Source organism: Bacillus sp. T2.9-1 (assembly GCF_950097965.1).
Taxonomy (GTDB): domain Bacteria; phylum Bacillota; class Bacilli; order Bacillales; family Cytobacillaceae; genus Niallia; species Niallia hominis.
Map to the genome: position 1 here is coordinate 17,444 of NZ_CATNHG010000077.1, position 18,446 is coordinate 35,889.

Annotated in this window: 15 protein-coding genes; 4 read left to right on the top strand and 11 right to left on the bottom strand. The window is 35.7% G+C overall.

Annotated features, from left to right (window positions below):
- Positions 1 to 46: 46 nt before the first annotated feature.
- The 4 genes from QQZ16_RS07390 to QQZ16_RS07405 all read right to left on the bottom strand — a co-directional run bounded on the left by QQZ16_RS07390 (position 47) and on the right by QQZ16_RS07405 (position 5,253).
- Positions 47 to 2,086: a beta-galactosidase gene (locus QQZ16_RS07390; protein ID WP_284561223.1), complete on the bottom strand. Its 2,040-nt coding sequence runs from the start codon at positions 2,084 to 2,086 to the stop codon at positions 47 to 49.
- Between the two features lie 24 nt (positions 2,087 to 2,110).
- Positions 2,111 to 2,938 carry a carbohydrate ABC transporter permease gene (locus tag QQZ16_RS07395; RefSeq protein WP_031538815.1) on the bottom strand — a complete coding sequence of 276 codons (828 nt, stop codon included), beginning with the start codon at positions 2,936 to 2,938 and terminating at the stop codon, positions 2,111 to 2,113.
- On the bottom strand, positions 2,938 to 3,840 hold the full coding sequence (locus QQZ16_RS07400; protein WP_268817934.1) for a carbohydrate ABC transporter permease: 903 nt from the start codon (positions 3,838 to 3,840) through the stop codon (positions 2,938 to 2,940). Before QQZ16_RS07400 ends, QQZ16_RS07395 begins: the two co-directional genes overlap by 1 nt.
- Positions 3,841 to 3,939: 99 nt before the next feature.
- Positions 3,940 to 5,253, bottom strand: coding sequence for an ABC transporter substrate-binding protein (locus QQZ16_RS07405; protein WP_284561224.1), 1,314 nt, complete (start codon positions 5,251 to 5,253; stop codon positions 3,940 to 3,942).
- Positions 5,254 to 5,466: 213 nt separating this feature from the next.
- Here QQZ16_RS07405 and QQZ16_RS07410 point away from each other — a divergent pair, with 213 nt between their 5' ends.
- The 3 genes from QQZ16_RS07410 (at position 5,467) to QQZ16_RS07420 (ending at position 9,736) form a co-directional block, all read left to right on the top strand.
- On the top strand, positions 5,467 to 6,702 hold the full coding sequence (locus QQZ16_RS07410) for a helix-turn-helix domain-containing protein (RefSeq protein ID WP_284561225.1): 1,236 nt from the start codon (positions 5,467 to 5,469) through the stop codon (positions 6,700 to 6,702).
- Positions 6,703 to 7,032: 330 nt separating this feature from the next.
- Positions 7,033 to 8,166, top strand: coding sequence for an ABC transporter ATP-binding protein (locus QQZ16_RS07415; RefSeq protein ID WP_031538810.1), 1,134 nt, complete (start codon positions 7,033 to 7,035; stop codon positions 8,164 to 8,166).
- A 70-nt stretch (positions 8,167 to 8,236) separates the two neighbouring features.
- Entirely contained in the window at positions 8,237 to 9,736 is a 1,500-nt protein-coding gene (locus tag QQZ16_RS07420; RefSeq protein ID WP_081836684.1) for a glycine betaine ABC transporter substrate-binding protein, read from the top strand.
- 217 nt (positions 9,737 to 9,953) lie between these two features.
- On the opposite strand, the gene QQZ16_RS07425 is transcribed toward QQZ16_RS07420, so the two are convergent.
- The 6 genes from QQZ16_RS07425 to QQZ16_RS07450 all read right to left on the bottom strand — a co-directional run bounded on the left by QQZ16_RS07425 (position 9,954) and on the right by QQZ16_RS07450 (position 16,158).
- On the bottom strand, positions 9,954 to 10,676 hold the full coding sequence (locus tag QQZ16_RS07425; protein WP_284561226.1) for a hypothetical protein: 723 nt from the start codon (positions 10,674 to 10,676) through the stop codon (positions 9,954 to 9,956).
- 246 nt (positions 10,677 to 10,922) lie between these two features.
- Positions 10,923 to 12,863 carry a glycoside hydrolase family 127 protein gene (locus QQZ16_RS07430; RefSeq protein ID WP_284561227.1) on the bottom strand — a complete coding sequence of 647 codons (1,941 nt, stop codon included), beginning with the start codon at positions 12,861 to 12,863 and terminating at the stop codon, positions 10,923 to 10,925.
- Positions 12,864 to 12,970: 107 nt separating this feature from the next.
- The gene (locus QQZ16_RS07435; protein WP_284561228.1) at positions 12,971 to 13,144 is read right to left on the bottom strand and encodes a hypothetical protein; all 174 of its coding nucleotides are present in this window, start codon (positions 13,142 to 13,144) and stop codon (positions 12,971 to 12,973) included.
- A 473-nt stretch (positions 13,145 to 13,617) separates the two neighbouring features.
- Positions 13,618 to 14,394 carry a serine/threonine protein kinase gene (locus tag QQZ16_RS07440; RefSeq protein WP_284561229.1) on the bottom strand — a complete coding sequence of 259 codons (777 nt, stop codon included), beginning with the start codon at positions 14,392 to 14,394 and terminating at the stop codon, positions 13,618 to 13,620.
- A 98-nt stretch (positions 14,395 to 14,492) separates the two neighbouring features.
- Positions 14,493 to 15,086, bottom strand: coding sequence for a cell wall hydrolase (locus QQZ16_RS07445; RefSeq protein ID WP_284561230.1), 594 nt, complete (start codon positions 15,084 to 15,086; stop codon positions 14,493 to 14,495).
- Positions 15,087 to 15,387: 301 nt separating this feature from the next.
- A complete protein-coding gene (locus QQZ16_RS07450; RefSeq protein WP_284561231.1) occupies positions 15,388 to 16,158 on the bottom strand; it encodes a sugar phosphate isomerase/epimerase family protein in 771 nt (256 codons plus the stop codon).
- Positions 16,159 to 16,337: 179 nt separating this feature from the next.
- Here QQZ16_RS07450 and QQZ16_RS07455 point away from each other — a divergent pair, with 179 nt between their 5' ends.
- The gene (locus QQZ16_RS07455; RefSeq protein WP_284561232.1) at positions 16,338 to 17,462 is read left to right on the top strand and encodes an IS4 family transposase; all 1,125 of its coding nucleotides are present in this window, start codon (positions 16,338 to 16,340) and stop codon (positions 17,460 to 17,462) included.
- A gap of 384 nt (positions 17,463 to 17,846) precedes the next feature.
- Here QQZ16_RS07455 and pcp read toward each other — a convergent pair whose 3' ends face one another.
- Positions 17,847 to 18,446, bottom strand: coding sequence for a pyroglutamyl-peptidase I (gene pcp, locus QQZ16_RS07460; RefSeq protein WP_284561233.1), 600 nt, complete (start codon positions 18,444 to 18,446; stop codon positions 17,847 to 17,849).

Here is an 18,446-nt window from a genome sequence, read left to right on the forward strand (position 1 = left end):
ACGTTGCTCTTATCACAACGTCCCTCTTTCAAAACTATTTCAAGTTTCACTCCAATACTAACACATCATAACCCTTCAATCTTACCTTCTGATAAACCTTCTCTCCTGTTAAAATATCTGTCATTTCTTGTTTCACGTTAATTTCCTGAGACAAATGAGAATAATTCAACAAGAAGACAAATTCCTGCCCTTCTTTCTTGCGAATAGATAACTCTACACTTTCAGGTAACTCAAATTTATTTCGATAATCATTTATTTGTGTTTCTTCCATTAGTTTTTCAGCAAGCTCGATTGTAAAAACCCCACCAAAGTAATAACAAGTACCCTCGCCAAATTGTCGTTTAACTAGGCTAGGCTTTCCCTCAAAATAGCAGTTTGAAAATTCCCCAATCACTTCAGCATTTTCTGTTTCTACTTTCAAAACCTCATAAAAATTGGTTGTTGTGATTTCCGTTTTTTCTTTATAAATTATCTTAGGAGTAGCTTCAAATGGCGCTTCCCTTGTAAAGTCTTCTACTGTAATTCCAGTAAGCTCTGTTAGATAACCAGGAAAAGCTTTCATATAAGTTTGACCCGTTTCATCCTTATATCCACTTCGACATCCTAGAATTAATTTGCCCCCTTGTTTTACGTACTCTTTCAACAATTCTGCTGTTGCCTCTGACACAATTGCTGCATGGGGATACACTAGTACTTTGTATTTTTTCAACTCCTGTATAGTAGAGTTTCTATTTAAATTATAAGCATCTACAGGTACGTGATTGTACTGCAACGCTTTAAACCAAGCATCTTTGCTTATGGAAGTAAATGGCCCACTCCACTTATCAAATTCCCCGTCCCACTCATTATCATAGTTGGTGACAATCGCTATCTCAGCTTGATAATTTGCTCCTACTACCTTCTCTCCAATTAGTTGAATCTCCTTGCTTACTTGCTCCACTTCTTTTATACGGCGGTTAGGCAAATTATGATAATCATTAATACCATGCCAATAAATTTCTGTTCCTTTTGTTGCCGTTCTCCAGCGGAAATACATCACTAAATCTGCACCATGAGCAATCGATTGATATGTCCAAAGGCGGAGCTGTCCAGGATTAGGTGACGGTTGTTCTAGTCTTGTTACCCAGCCACCGGGACCAGACTGCTGTTCAAAAATCGCGAAATTAGGTGAAATACTGCGCACAACACTTAAATTCCAGCTCCATTTTCGGTCGCGTAAAGGCTTCTCACTTTTATCTTCTAGCACCCTTCCAAAATTAGGGTAAGAATCATATGCATAGAAGTCTAGTACTTCGTTCGTTAGTTTATGATTATCGAGATGCTTAAACATTCCATTTGTTGTAACCCATTGATTAGGAGTTAATTTGCGAATGATGTCGCCTTGCATTTTTGCATAGGAAATGGCACTATCAGAAATGAATCTCTTTTCATCTAGCATTTGATGTGGATTCGGTGAATTTGAAACAGTTGACCTTGTTAAATAGACTTGATCCCAGTCTGTATACGTCTGATTCCAAAAAACCGTACCCCACGCCTCATTTAATTGATCTAACGTTTTATACTTTTCCTTCGTCCATTTTCTAAAAGCAAGATGATCTGCTTCCGAATAAAAAACATCTATTTCACAATTTAATTCATTATCAATCTGCCAACCCACAACTCCTGGATTACCACAATAATGTTTAGCCATTTCTGTAACGATAGCCGAACTCAATCTTCGATAGTTTTCCGAATTATAGTTATAATGTCGACGTGCTCCATGCTGGTATGGAATACCTGTTTGTGAGACATTCAACACATCCGGATATTTCTGTGTGAGCCATGCTGGTGGTGTTGCCGTCGGAGTACCGAGCACTGTTTTTAATCCAAATTTATGTGCCTTTCCAATCGCCCGATCAAATAAATCAAAGGAAAAAACGCCTTCTTCTGGCTCAAATATCGTCCATGCAAATTCTCCCATTCTAACATAGGTAAATCCTAAATCCTTCATTCGTTGAAAATCATCTTCCCACAGTTCCTCTGGCCAATGCTCTGGATAATAACAAACTCCAAGTGTTAATTTATCTGCTGTCCATTTTTTTGTCATGACTTCAGCTCCTATCTATATCATTTATTCTTTTATCGAACCACCTAAAATACCGGAAATAAAGTGCTTTTGCAGGATGAGAAAAACGGCCATTACTGGGATTACCGAAATAGCTGTCCCTAACATTAATTGCCCGTAATCAATAGAATTAAGACCTGCTAAAGTGGATAAAGCTACTGGTAAAGTATAATTTTCCTGTGTCGTCATCACTATTAATGGCCACATAAAATTATTCCATTGATGGGTAAAAAGAAAAATCCCAACAGCTGCCAAAGCCGGCTTCATTGTAGGTAAAGCAATTTTGAAAAAGATAAAGAATTCACCTGCACCATCTATTCTCGCCGCCTCTATTAAGGAATCTGGTATCCCTTGCATATTTTGCCTAATCAGAAAGATAGCAAATGGATAGCATATTTGCGGCAATATAATCGCTTGATACGTATTAATCCAATCTATCGCTCCAAAAATCTGAAACAGGGGAATAATCGTAGCTTGATACGGGATCATCATCGCCAATAAAAAGGATGCAAAAATCAGATTACTACCCTTAAATGTAAATTTCGCAAAAGCATAGCCAGCTGCCGAGCATATTAATAAACTTACTACCACAAACACAATGGCAATGATAGATGAATTCGTTACTGCTTTCATAATATCGATGGAATTACTCAAATTTCGTAAGTTCTCCAGCAAATAATCACCAGGAATCAACTTAGGAGGAAAGGCTAATACATCGCCTGAAGGATTGGTTGCACCTACAACCATCCAATAAAAAGGTCCAATCGAAATGACAACACCAATAAGTAAAAATAGATGCATCAATATTTTTTGAATACGTTTCTGTTTTGCCATTAGTCATTTCTCACCACCTTAAATTGAATCCATGATAGAACGGCGATAAAGAGCACGATTACATAAGCAATGGCAGATGCATAGCCAAAGTTAAAGAAACTGAACCCTTGATTATATAGATAGTAGGTAATCGTTATCGTCGCATTATTTGGACCACCATTTGTTAAGTTGTACGGCTCATCAAATAATTGAAAGGAACCAATTGTAGACATAACAAAAGTAAATAATAGGACTGGCTTCAGCTGAGGAATTGTGATATAAAAGAATTTCTTTATCGTACTGGCACCATCTATACTAGCTGCTTCGTACAAGCTATGCGGAATATTTTGTAAACCAGCTAATAAAATAACCATATTATACCCGGTCCATCTCCATGTTGTTACAAGAATAAGAGAAACCTTCGCCCAAAATGGGTCTGTTAGCCAACGAACCTTCTCAAGTCCGATTGATGTTAACAAATAATTGATTAATCCATAATCGGTATTCAGTAATAATACAAAGATGATGGAGGCGGCAACTAATGAAGTAATTGCAGGTGTAAAAAATGCAACTCGATAAAAACCTTTCATTCTTAATAACCCAGAATTCAATACACTGGCTAAAATGACAGCAAGAAATAACATGATCGGAACCTGCACTAACAAAATAATAAAGGTATTGCCTAGCGCCTTATAAAAGAGCGGGTCACTGAAAAGCCGTGTATAATTTTCAAACCCAGAGAAAGTATAAACACCTGCTACCTTTGTTTGAAAGCTTAATAGAAAAGATGCAATAATAGGATAAACGGTAAAAGCAATAAACAATAAAAGAGCAGGACCAACAAATATATAAGGAACTGTCTTAGGCGTGATAAACTGTTTCTTCTTTTTTATTGTTATAGGATTCGTTCCTGTTTCCAGCATTTTATTATCCGCCACACTTATTCCCTCCTTTTTTAGAGGCTGCTTCAAAAATAGGTTCTATCTCTCAGCTAGCCTCTAATTTTGTATCAAGAATAGTTTTTAATTGCTTGATGCCAATCCAGTTTGCTGTTCTGCTTGTTTTTTCCCATCTTCTAATATTTGTGCTACTGGTTTGTCTTCTAGCAAAAATGCTTCCATTTGACTTGTCATAATGGATCTAAGCTCTAACTCTGCACTGCTGTGATTAACAGAAGGAATATCTATTACTGTATCAGCAAAATCTTTAAAGAATGTTTGGTTGTTAAAATATTCTTGTTCTTCGCTGAAAATAGGCTCTTCATATGCCGCTAATAAAGCTGGGAATAAACCTCTATTCGTAAGCGCCTTAATTTGTGAATCTACATCTGTTGATGCAAATTCAGCAAACACATATGCTGCAACTTTATTATCCGATTTACTTGGAATCGCCAAGGCTGATCCTCCATCATTAGAAGCTCTTCCTCCCCCTTCTTCAAAAACAGGAAGTTGGAACATGCCCCACTTACCTGACAGCTCAGGCATTTGTTCAATCATCGTTCCACTCCACCAGACAGCACCAGGCTGTGTCGCAACCTCTCCATTTTTCATTGCTGCTACCTGTCCATCCCAGTTATTTGTATAGATAATTAATCCAGCATCTTTCATTTTTTGTAAAACATCAACTGCCTTTTTGGCGGCGTCTGAAGTAAGATCTAATTTATCATCCTCTGTAAAATAATAGCTTCCTTGCTGTTGTAACATGATTCGAAGCAATCCATCACTATCTGTTCCTAAAAAAGCCTTGCCTGTATGGGCAACAACTTTTTTCCCTGCTTCAATATAGTCATCCCAAGTCTCAATACTTGCCGGATCTATTCCAACCTCTTCAAAAATATCTGTACGGTAAATGACACCAACTGGTCCTAAATCTCTTGGTGCTGCGATTATATTTCCATCCTTATCCTTTAACCCATCAATTTTTGATTTAGAAAATTCACTTTCATGTTTATCAAAACCTAGCGAACTTAAATTCGTAAATGCATCAGGAAAATCATCTGTGAATGAATGAATGCGGTTATTTTCTACCTGTACGACATCTGGTAATCCACTTCCGCCTGCTGAAAGACCTGCACTTACTTTTTGGTATACTTGATCAACACCAATATGCTCAACCTTTACATTTACATTCGGATATTTCTTATTAAATGCCGGAAGTACATCCTTTTCTAAATAGTTTGCTTCTAAGGCCCAAGCCCAAACTGTAATTTCCCCTTTTACATCTTCTGGATTATCTGGAATAGTTAAATCTTCTGTGCTCGTCGAAGAACTATTACTACATGCCCCTAACACCATTGTAAATAGGAAGAATAAAATAAAAGCATACTTTTTCCTCATAAAATCCACTCCCTTTAAGAAAATTATTTTACAAACTATTAATCTGCTTGTATATTTAAGAATGAGCAGATCATTAGTAAGCGCTTACTTTCTTAGTCCAAGTATATAATGATATCCAGCTTTGTTATGGTATAATTTCTATTATTATGGGATTTTAACTACCTTATCACTCTCTAAATTTTGACAATATTCAAGTGAATGGAGGAGAATCTAGTGGAAAATCGTCTAAATCTGAAGAATTTGGAGTATGTATGTAGCTTAATGAAAGATATATTAAATGTCTCTTTTCATGTACTTGATAAGAAAGGAACCTTAATCATAGACATTTCACCAAATGAATCATTTAACCCCCTTTATCCCTCTAAACAATCTTTTTTTAGACAAGTCTTTCGTAGGGAGGAAAAGAGAAGTCCTGGTCCCACTATAAGAAGCACTCCATTTTATGAAACCGTATTCTTTATTCCTATTGGCAACTTAGGAACCGTTATATTAGGTCCGGTATTATCTTCTCGACCAACTCAAGTGCTAATCGATGAATTGATTTCTAGCTATGGCAAAAAAGAGATGGAAGAGTCATTAAGGAAGTATTATCATTCTCTTCCTGTAATAAACCGCTCAAAATTAATTCAAGTTTCCAAGCTTTTTTACTTTTTATACCATAAAAAGATAGAAGACCAGGATATTATTGCTCCCGAAATGCAAATGGACAATCAATTAATCGATGAAAAAATGTGTAATAAACATATGTTAGAAATACATCAAAACTCCTCTTTTCACCATGATCCTATTGCTGAAAAAAAAGTCTATCAATATATAATGGATGGACATAAAGAAAAGCTTCTTCCTTATTGGAAAGCATTTAAAGAAAACACTTCTTTTGATTTTGGAAAACTTTCCAAAAAAAATGAAGTAAGAAACCAAAAAAATTTATCCATTGCAACCATTACACTTGCTACTCGTGCAGCCATTTCAGGTGGACTTCATCCAGAGATTGCTTATTCTTTAGGAGACAGTTTTATTCAAGACTTGGAAGAATTGCAAGATATAGAGGACATTCATCTTTTCACAGAAAATATTTTATATGAGTTTGCAAGTAGGGTAGAAAAAGCCAAAAGAGAAAATCACTCGAGACCCATCTTTCAATGTAAAAATTATATTTACAAGCATATCTATGAACCACTATCTTTACAGTCCATCGCAGAACATTTGAATATGAGCCCCAAATATTTGTCCAATTTATTTAAAAAAGAAGTGGGAATCCCAATCAGTGAATATATTCAGCAAACCAAAATTGAAGAAGCTAAAAAACTCATGACATTCGGCGAACACTCCTTATCCGATATTCACTCCCTATTAAATTTTACCGATCAAAGCTATTTCACGAAGGTGTTTAAAAGGTATACAGGAATTACACCTAAACAATTTATGAAGAAACCTGTTAGTTTTTAAAAAAATATAAAACGAAGGTTTGTCTATAAGTCGGCTATCTGACCTATTTGACAAACCTTATTTGTTCTTCCCTTTCTCTATGAAATCTTTTTTTTATCATTTTTTTCTCCCTAATAAGAATAATAATTTCACAAATACTTTCTCACATAAGTCAAAAACTTATTTATCTACAAGAGACATTCCCATAACAATCCCTTTTCGGACCCATTTTTCCGAAAATAATGTTATACTAGTTAATGGCTGTAAGATAAATTTTAAAAAAAGTTGGTTATTTAGTTAGCAAAATCGGGTAGTTAGTTTTAAAGAAAAGTCTGGAGGTGTTCGTAGAAATTGATCCAATTTAAAGAAGTTACTAAAACGTTTCAAGATGGATTTAAAGCACTTAAAAATATTTCATTTCAAGTGAATGAAGGTGAATTGCTTGTTCTAATTGGACCAAGTGGTTCTGGTAAAACAACAACAATGAGGATGATCAATCGACTAATTGAACCTTCCAGTGGTTCCATTACCATTGAAGGAAAAGATATTTCCACTGAAGATCCGGTAAAACTCCGCAGAACTATTGGCTATGTCATTCAGCAAATAGGTTTGTTACCCCATATGACGATTAAAGAAAACGTCTCGCTCGTTCCGCGACTTCAAAAATGGAAAAAAGAACAATACATGGATAAAATCAATGATTTAATGAACATGGTTGGGCTTGATCCAGAAATTTTCGGTGATCGCTATCCGTCTGAACTAAGTGGTGGACAGCAACAAAGAATTGGTGTTATCAGGGCACTTGCTGCTGAGCCAAAAATAATCCTGATGGATGAACCATTCAGCGCCTTGGACCCTATCAGTCGAGAGCAGCTTCAGGATGAATTAGTTCGATTACAGCAAGAAATTCAAAAAACGATAGTCTTTGTAACACATGATATGGATGAGGCCTTAAAAATTGCGGATCGCATTTGTATTATGAAAGACGGAGAAGTCGTGCAACTGGATCGACCGGAAAATATTTTGCGTCATCCAGCAAATGAGTTTGTTCGTAATTTTATCGGAGAAGATCGATTACAAGAAAATATTTCTTTACCAAAATTGAAAAAGTTAATGATTACCCCCGTAAGTGCCGGCCAATCACGTGGTCTTGCTGAATCATTGAAATTAATGAGAAGAAAACGGGTAGATAGTCTTGTTGTGTCAGACAATGCTAATACCTTCCTTGGTATTGCTACTGTTTGGGAAGTACAAAAACGATACAATGAAGAGGAATTAACATTAAAAGATATAATGGACACCAATGTAAACACACTCAAACTGGATGAACCGACAGAAAAGGCTTTTCAACTAGTAAATGAATCCAAATATGGTTTTGTGCCAGTAATTGATAAGGATTCAAAAATTGTTGGGATTGTCAATCGTGCAAGCCTTGTTGAGTACATCGCTGATCAAATTGGTGAAGGAGGTTTGAACCATTCCTAATATAATTACAGAGACAATAGATGTCTTTATAAACCGTTGGCCAACAATTTGGAACTTAATTTTAGAGCATATGTACTTATCTCTTCTTTCGATTGCCATTGCAATTGTGATTTCCGTTCCTCTAGGAATTTATTTAACTCGCCATAGAAAAATCGCAGACTCCATCATCGGAGTAGCTGGCGTCTTTCAAACAATACCAAGTCTTGCGCTACTAGTGTTTTTAGTGCCATTCATCGGAACTGGTAAGCTTCCAGCCATTATTGCTTTAACTGTTTATGGCTTATTACCTATTTTGCGCAATACATATTTAGGAATTATCGGAGTAGAACGATCCGCAATAGAAGCTGGCGTTGGGATGGGCATGACCAATCGCCAAGTGCTGTGGATGGTTGAATTACCACTTTCCCTAAGAGTAATCATGGGAGGAATCCGAACCGCAACTGTCTTAATTATTGGTGTGGCAACGATTGCTGGACTCATTGGCGCAGGCGGTTTAGGAGATTTAATCTTCCGTGGGTTACAAACATATAATACTGGGCTTATACTTGCTGGTGCCATTCCTTCTGCTCTATTGGCGATTATATTTGATTATTTATTGAAAGTATTGGAAGCGGATGTAACGCCTCAAGGTCTACATGGTAGTAAAAAAGGAAATAAAAATAAAAGCCGTATTCGAATATGGATAATAGCAGCCATAATAGTCTTAGTCCCACTGTCAACTGTCATTGCAAATTTCAGCAATGGAAAAGGCGGAGAAGATACCATCACCATCACTGGTAAAAATTTCACCGAACAAGAAATTATGGTTTATGTGATGGGGCATCTGATTGAAGAGCATACCGATTTAAAGGTAAACTATGAATCTTTTCTTGGCGGGACAGCTCCAGCATTTGAAGGAGTTAACACAGGCAATTATGATATGTACATGGAGTATACAGGAACAGGATTATTAAGCATTCTAAAAGAGGACATGGTTAGTGATCCCGATGAAGCCTATGACATTGTAAAAAAGAAATTTAAAGAAGACTATAATTTAGTTTGGCTAGAGCCATTTGGTTTTAACAACACATACACTTTAACACTTCGAAAAGAAGACGCTGAAAAGTATAACATCCAAACTATTTCGGACTTAAAAAAGATGGCTCCGGAACTTACATTAGGCTCTGAACCAGAATTCCTTGAAAGAGAGGATGGTTATCCAGGTCTCATTGATACTTATGGGATAGAATTCAAAGATACCCAAGCAATGGACTCTGGCATTATGTATAGTGCGATTAAAAACGGAGATGTCGATGTAATTGATGCATTTTCAACAGATGGACGTATCCCTGCATTTGATTTAGAGGTTCTAGAAGATGATCAAAACTTCTTCCCTCCTTACTACGCAACACCAGTAATTAGAGCAGAAACATTAGAAAAACATCCAGAATTAGAAGAAGTATTAGGAATGCTTGTCGGAAAAATCGATAATGAAAAAATGCAAGAACTAAATGCACGTGTTGATATTGACAAAGAACAATATGAAGATGTTGCAGTAGACTTTTTGAAAGAGGAAGGTCTTATTGAATAATTAAAATAGTGGTTTGGACATAGCTATCCCCGAACAACCATATGGAAATCCTATGGTTGTTCGGGGTTTTATTAGTTTATAAAAGGTCTGTTTCAAATGGCTGTGATTCACCCTGCTTCGTCTTACCAATTCATTAAATTTTTTTATTTCCACAATAGTATATAGAAAAACAATCTTTTATAAACAAGTGGTATGGAGCGGATAACACTCCTATCCATTATTCAATCATTTCAAGAATTTCTTCGATATCATGTTTCTCCACATAAGCTTTACTATCATTTAACATTTCATCTGTAAACTGGATTCCGCTCATTACAATATAAGGTTTATCTACATCACTTACGCGTGAAAGTTGCAAGACTGCATCGCCTTTAAATAATTCAAGTGGCAATATCTGCTTTGTTTCCGTATCATAAATCTGTAATTCTCCACTAGGAATCGTCCCATACATATAACTATTAATATAGATAATATAGCGCTCATCTAACCAAAGAGCTCCACTTGGATAATATTGTTCTCCTGAAGTAGCTTTGACATTGATTAATTCCTTTAGTCCATTTTCTTTTGAATAGACATAAAGCGCCCCACCTTCTTCCCATCCATATTGTGGTGTTAACAAGACTTTTTCACGAGATGGCGAGTAATCAACAGGTTCCATCTTCCCAAAAGCATTATCATGCTCAAATATTTGTTCTGATCCATCCTCTTTTGTTAAAATCAAGGAAGTTTGTTCGACACTGTAGGATACATTACCATTACCACTATCTGCCTCTTCCTTCTCTTCTGTTTCCTTCCCATTTGATTCTTCTTTAACAATTTTCTCAGACTTTGCCTCAGTTGCCTTTTGGAAAGAATAATTACCAATTAATACAATTCCTGCTCCGATGATTAACACCGTAGCAACACCAATAATAAATCCAATCCATATATTTTTTTTCACGAATAATCCCTCTCTTTCCTCCTAGCATACCTTCTCATATTACCATACCATATTTTGTGTCATTGATTCTTATCATAGGAAATTATTTATGATGTATTCAATAAGGACCATCTCTTATAAAAATATGCATATAATCTATACTACAAAAAGAGAGGAAGGGAATGAACCCCTACCTCTCTTCTCCCATCCTATTAAAATCAGTAACTAATAAACATTTGATGATATTATTTAAAAGATATCCCTCTGCTATTTTTTCTCATTCACCCAAACGATCATTTCACCTGGTTCGCGATTACACCAAGCATAATACGGAATCGCTTTCAATTGTACTTTCGTAGTACTGTCCTCAACTGTACGATACAGCTCGCTATTCCAATTGCTTTGGTCTAGTCGTTCCGCTTCCCCAGTAATACTAACAACTCCTTCAAGCAATTCTGGGTCATATTCTACTTTTAACTCTGCATCTCTTGGTAAGATAATGCCATGTAAATTTTCTCCATTATCTACTTGCTCTAGACAATAAACCACTGGTCCACGTTGAATAGCCACTTTCCCAACATTATGGCGTACCTGTGGATTCGATTGGATACGTTCTGCTACCATTGGGAGAGATAATTCAATATGGTCATTTTCTTTCCATCTACGATTAATATATACATAACCATTCTTCATTAGTGGAAAATGATCTACTATCTCCCCATTTAGCATCACCACTGTTCCTTTTGCCCAACCAGGAATGCGCAGTGCCATAGTAAAGGTTTCCTCCTTTTCCGGAGAAACAATCATTGAGACATTTCCATCCCACGGATAGTTCGTTTGTTGAACAAGCTTAACTTGGTTATTTGCGATTTGAACATTTGTCTCACTTCCCATATATAAATGGACAAATAGTTCTTTTTCCTTTTGTGAATAAATGTAATGGCCAATAGATGCAATTAACCTTGCTAAATTCGGAGGGCAGCATGCACAGCCAAACCACTTTTGGCGAACAGATTTCACATGCTTTTTATCCTTTCTTTTATCACTAGCTTCTGGTAAAACTTCTAATGGATTGACATAAAAGAATTTCTTACCATCTAAATCCATTCCGCTAATGGTACCATTATAAAGAGCCAGTTCCATTACATCAGCATACTTATTATTTGCTTCTAGCTGTAACATACGGTTAGCCCAGAAAACTAAAGCAATAGAAGCACATGTCTCTGTATAGGACAAATCATTTGGCAAATCATAGTTGAAGGAGAAAGATTCACCAAACTCCATGGAACCAATGCCTGCAGTCACATACATTTGCTTTTGGGTGACATTATTCCAAAGTTCTTCACATGCTTTTTTTAGGGATTCATCTTTCGTTTTCAATGCAAGATCGGTCATTTCTGTATACATATAAGTAGCTCTAACTGCATGGCCAACTGCTTCTTTTTGTTCCCTTACTGGCTTATGTGCCTGATGATAAGCATAATCGTCGTTAAACCAAAACGGTTTTGTTTCTTTTCGTTTCTCTTTCTCTATATCAAAATAGTGAGGCTGTTTTCCCCGTTCATCAATAAAATATTTACTTAAGTTCAGATATTTTTCCTGCCCTGTTACATCATATAATTTAACTAATGCTAACTCAATTTCTTGGTGTCCTGGATATCCCTTTAACTTATCTTCTTCCGGACCGAAAACGCTATCAATATGATCCGCATATTTACACATAATATCAAGGAATTGCTTCTTTCCTGTAGCTTGATAGTATGCTACTGCTGCTTCTATTAAATGTCCAGCACAATATAATTCATGATTATCACGAATATTCGTCCATCTGTTATTAGGCTCTTTAACTGTATAATAAGTATTTAAATATCCATTTTCATCTTGCGCTCTGCCTAATAAAGCGATTACTTCATCTGCCGTTTTCTCTAGTTCCTCATTTGGCTCATTTTCTAAACTATATGCAACAGCTTCCAGCCATTTAGCAATATCACTGTCTTGAAACACCATTCCATAATATTCACCAGAAGATTCCCCTGCTGCAATTCGAAAATTTTCAATGGCATGGCTTGGGGAAGTATCTGGTAATCGATCATTCAATGCATCCCATTGGTAAGGGATGACATGATTCCGTACAACCTCTAAATATCGCCCCCAAAATCGATCATTAATTTTCACTTTATTCGTTGCGATTTCTTCTACTTTCTTCATTCATTTAAACCCCTCTCCTATTATTCTTTTACTATTTTCTTAAATTGCTTTACTCATAGATTATAGCTTCTGTGAATTTTGTAAAAATCCTTTTTTACATCTATTATTTATTCACTTGGATATCTACCTTCCAATAATGGAGAAACACTCTCTTCTAATTCTGCCAGGACATCATCTAGAGATTTCGCATCTGTCCAATATTGGTCAAGTCCTTGTTCTAATTCTGTATTGATTTGATCCCAATTACCCCTTTTCCGATATAGTCTAAAAGAAGCTACCATCGCAAATAAAACGAATTGTTTAGAATATTAATAATATTATTATATTTATTACTAGAACGCAATATTTATATAACAAATCCGATATACTTAGTGCGATTAAGCACATATTTTTTGTAAGCACTATTTTATTACGATTCAATCTTTTTTATTACAATCATGTATTTTTTTTGTAAATTTTCGTTATATCTATGCGTTGTTTGATAAAATAATATCTAAATCCGTATATCAGAAGAGGTGATACTTTGTTTAGAAAAATCATGAGGAAAATACAGCAATTTTCGGGCAGCTACAGTAAAAGCCGTCGTCATAAAAGATATAGCAGTAGTGACCGAAGAGGTTATCACAAACACAAAAGCTACAGCAGCTCTGATTATAGAAAACGCAATCCATACGGTGGGAGCCATTATTATAAGCGCCGGAAGCATAGTAGTAGTTAATACTAAAAAATCTTGTACTCAGATGTACAAGATTTTTTAGTTTATACATTTTTTTAAAGCTTCCCTCACACTTTTTAAATCATTTTCAATTTTATTCCCATTCGTATAAGGTTCGGAAATAGCTAACAATTTTTTAAGAAGCTTTACTGTTGCAGGATGCAACGTTAATTCCTCAAGCCATGTCCTTTTTTTGCTTTTCTTCCCTTTAAACTCTGAATACAATAAAAACAAAAGTATCTGTCCCAAATCATAGTAATCATCTTGACGATAATTACTCATTTCTTTCTCCTCATCTTCCACTTGCTTAGCAAGACCAAAGTCAATTAAATACACTATACCTTCTCTAACAAGAACATTTGGTGGTCTAATATCTAAATGAAAGATTTTGTGTTGATGAAGATAGTTAATAATAGAGAGAAGTTGAGTCATCAGGTCTAGCGCTTCTATTTCTGTGAACTTTTGATTTTGATAAAATAATAAATCTTCTATATTATCTCCCTCTACATATTCCATCACATAATAATGTAGAGTTCCTATTTTAAATTCCTCGATTAGAGCTGGGACCGCGGGGTGCTCTATTTTTCTCAATAACGCTGCTTCATCCTTAAAACGTTCACACTCGCGCTGTTTTTTCCCTTTGCTTGGCCGCAATTGTTTCACTACATATTTCTTTCCTGAGCGTTTATCTGTGCACAAGTAAATCATCCCATATGCACCAAAGCCAAGACATTTATCGACTTCGTATATGTTTAAGGAGGTTCTATTTTTTAGTGGTTTATCAAAGATCCAACGATTTACATAACTCCATTTCAATATGGTTTATCCCTTCTGTTTAAATGTTCTACATTCCATTTTAACAAAAATAGTCCAAAAAAGCACCAATCTATTAAGACTGGCGCTTCTATTACTATTTATCTAGCAAAACGATGATTTCCAATTGTAACCGTTACTTCTCGTGTTAAAATCCAGTCACTTTTGGCTGTTTTTGGATTAAAGAAATAAAGAGAACCATTTCCTTGGCTGCCTAAAGCAATGGCTTCATTCACCGCTCTTTTTGACTCTGCATCAGCAGCTTTATTTATCTCCCCATTTTGAACTGGAGTAAATGCATAATAGCCATTTGATTTTTCATAAATGACATTACGAATTGTATTTGGAAATTCGTTGCTTTTCACACGATTCAGAACAACAACTGCCACTGCAACCTTCCCAGCATAAGGTTCTCCAACTGCCTCCGCACGTACCAATCGTGCCATTAAATCTTTATCAGCAGGTGTTACTGTTGCATTTGGTAGAATCATATTTTGACCTGTCATTAACGGTTTATTATTATTAGCCTTCATTAAATCACTGACAGGAATCCCAAATCCTGTAGCTACTTTCCAATAAGTGTCTCCAGATTGAATCGTCCGATTCGTTGCTGCCTCTGCTTCTTCTATTAATGTAAAAGCTAAAAAAGATAACACTATTCCAGCGGCTACTATTAGCTTCTTTAGTTTCTTCAAATTCTATTACCTCCTAGTAGTTGTTTCTGTGTCTACTACTAAGCTATCAGATGTAATATTTCTATTCATCGTCCAAAAAGTGGTAATAGAGAGATTGCTAGGTGAAAGCTTTGCTAGATAAGGATTGAGATTTTTGATGGAATTGTTAACCAATTGAGTTAGTTAGCTAGAGATTTCCTTAGGAGGAGAATTTAGGTAGGAATGTTACAATGTGATAATTGCTTTTAACATTAGAAGAGATAAATTAGCGCCCTGATATCCAGATTAAAGGGCGCTAAAAAAGATAATGTACATATTTCCCTTATACCGAAGATAAATACTGTTTTAAATAATCAAGGGATTGCCCAATTTCTTCTTCAAAATCCCGCCAGTTACACTCGATGGAGATTCTGCCATCATAGTTTGCTTTGTGAATGTAATTAGCAAACGCTGAATATGGATACGTGCCAGTACCTGGAGGAAACCTATTAGAATCGGCAACATGGATATGTGAAATAAAGTCTTTATGTTCATATAAGTTGGTAAGTGGTTCATTTTCTTCTTCCATATGATAGAAATCAGCTAACGCTCTTAAAGATTTTCGATTTATCTTCTTTGTCCATTCAACCGCCTCAGGTACACTATTAATCACATTAGATTCCTTTTTGTTTAGTGGTTCAATGACAATTGTTAAGTTTAGCTGTTCGGCAATATCTGTAACCATCGACAAAAAGGCTGCAATTTGTTCTTCCCCTTTTTCTTTCGGAAATCCCTTAGGCAAACTTCTAGCACCACCACTTCCGAATACAATAGTATCTGCGCCAATTCGATGTACACGTTCTAATGCCGAAGAAAGATAATTTTTCACTCGCTGATTATTCACGTTTTCTCCAACAATTTTCAAATCGCTTGGAAGGAGAATATTACACGCTTCAATCGGTATCGGGGATTCTTTATATTTCTTAAAGATGTTTTTAAATACTTCTTCGCCTTCCTCTGGCATGAGAGAAACAACGGTACATTCAATAAAATCATAGCCCGCTTTATACAGAGCCTCTGCCTTATCAATAGCAGCACAACAGCCAAACTTCATTCAAATCAACACCTTTATCGGAGAATATTTTTCATATACTTACTCACTAGTGTCGCTCTAAAATAATTCAACACAAATTTTAAAACTGAATTTTCTGCAACTTAATTTTTCCATAAAAAAATCCTTTATAATGGTTGGGAGGTAGTAACCTATCCAAATCCAAAATAAAGGACCTACGCATGGATAAGTTTACACGAAAAACATCATTTGAACAATGGCTTTCACCGCTTAATCAGACATTATTAGAAGAACAGGTGAAAACACATCAATTAAATTACTATACAAAGAAGCTTTATATGGTTTCCTTTTTGAAACTTCTTTTGTATGCGCAGCTCCATGAGACCGAGAGTTTACGGGCTTTGAGTGACGCTGTATTTTCAGACGATTTGCAATGTGCTACAGGGTTGAACTCGATTAGCTTCTCCCAATTAGGAAGACGAATCAATACCATTCCAACAGAGTTCTTTCAAACGATTTTTTTAGATTTGGTCGCCCAAATCCACAAGAAAACAGATTTTGAAAAACGAAGAAAGATTTCGACACCACTGAAAATCATTGATTCGAGTACACCCCCACTTAATTTAACCAATCATACGTGGGCAGAGTTTCGAAAGACAAAATCGGGTGTAAAGCTTCACTTACGCCTCGTGTTCATGGAAAAGGGTTTCTCTTATCCAGATAAAGGAGTGCTTACGAATGCCATCGAACACGATCGAGGTCAGCTAGAAATATTCATGGACGACAAAGAATGCATGTACGTATTCGACCGTGGTTATTTAGACTACGAACGTTTTGATCGCATGACGGATGATGGCTATTTCTTTGTCACAAGACTTGGCAAAAATGCCGTAGTACGAGTACTTGAATCATTTACACTGCCTACACATTCCACGGTTTTATCGGATGATATGGTGGTGATTGGTACAACTCAAAACCGTTCAGAAAACGTGTTTCGTCGACTGAAATTACTTGATACAAAAGGCAAAGAGCTAACCTTACTAACGAATCGATTTGATTTAAGTGCAGACGAAATCGCAGAAATCTATAAATCACGTTGGGCGATTGAACTCTTTTTCAAATGGATGAAACAACATTTGAATATCAAAAAGTTCTATGGTCATAGTGAGCAAGCTGTACACAATCAAGTGTATATAGCGATGATTGTGTATTGTTTGAACGTATTGGCCCAGTTGAACTCGAGTAGCGACCGAAGTTATTTACAAATTAGTCGCTATTTAAAAGCAGCTTTATGGAAATCCGCAAACATTTGGTTACGCAAAATCAAAGGAAAGTGCGTGCCATAAGGGCTTTAACAGTCGTTGTTGGATAAGTCACAGGTTATAGTAAAAAAATGGATGTTTACTACCTTAGTTTTGGTGTTTTCATTTTTTCTTAAAAATTGAGGAAATTTAAAACTGAAAATTCAGAACTTATTTATGCGACACTAGTGTGAATGGATATACATCTAAACGAAGCGCCTTATCTACATTCCTTTCCTTTTGCCTTTTATTTTTCATCCTATTTATTCTATATTCTTATGATTGTTACCTTTTAAAATTACAAAAATAATAGTGAAAAAATGTTTTAATTGATAAAGTATTAATACTTATTAGATTCATAAAAAAAGACCGGCATGGCCGATCTCTCATAACTGAGCTTAACACGAGATAGAATGTGATATATCACTCTCACATCTCCTCGATACACAATCGAATCCCTCTAACCAAATCAGCATGAGACATACTTGGTATTTTCCCATGCTGAATAGCAAGTTCATGGGAAGCCGGAATATGAATAAATCCAGATTTCACATTAAGTTGATTTATCTTAATATGATATAACATTCGATACATAACATGATTACAAAGATAGGTACCTGCTGTGTTGGAAATATCAGCTGGCAAACCATTTTTTGTAAGTGATTGTACCATTTTGCGAATAGGAAGCGTACTGAAGATTGCATCAGGTCCTTCTTCTATTATTTTTTCATCAACTGGCTGATTGCCATTGTTATCTTTGGCTCCATCATTACAGTTAATCCCTATTCGTTCTGGTGTAATTTTAAATCGGCCACCGGATAATCCTAAAGAAATGACGGCATCTGGCGTAACCGAATCAAAATGATCTAATATTTCATTACCAGATTTGGAGAAATCAACCGAAAGAATTTTACCCACTATTATATAATCATTTATCGCAGTTCCATCCAATTCTTCTACAATTTGCTTTGTAGGATTAATGGGAAAATCTAAAAATGGTTCAAATCCAGTTAGTAGTAGTTTTTTCAT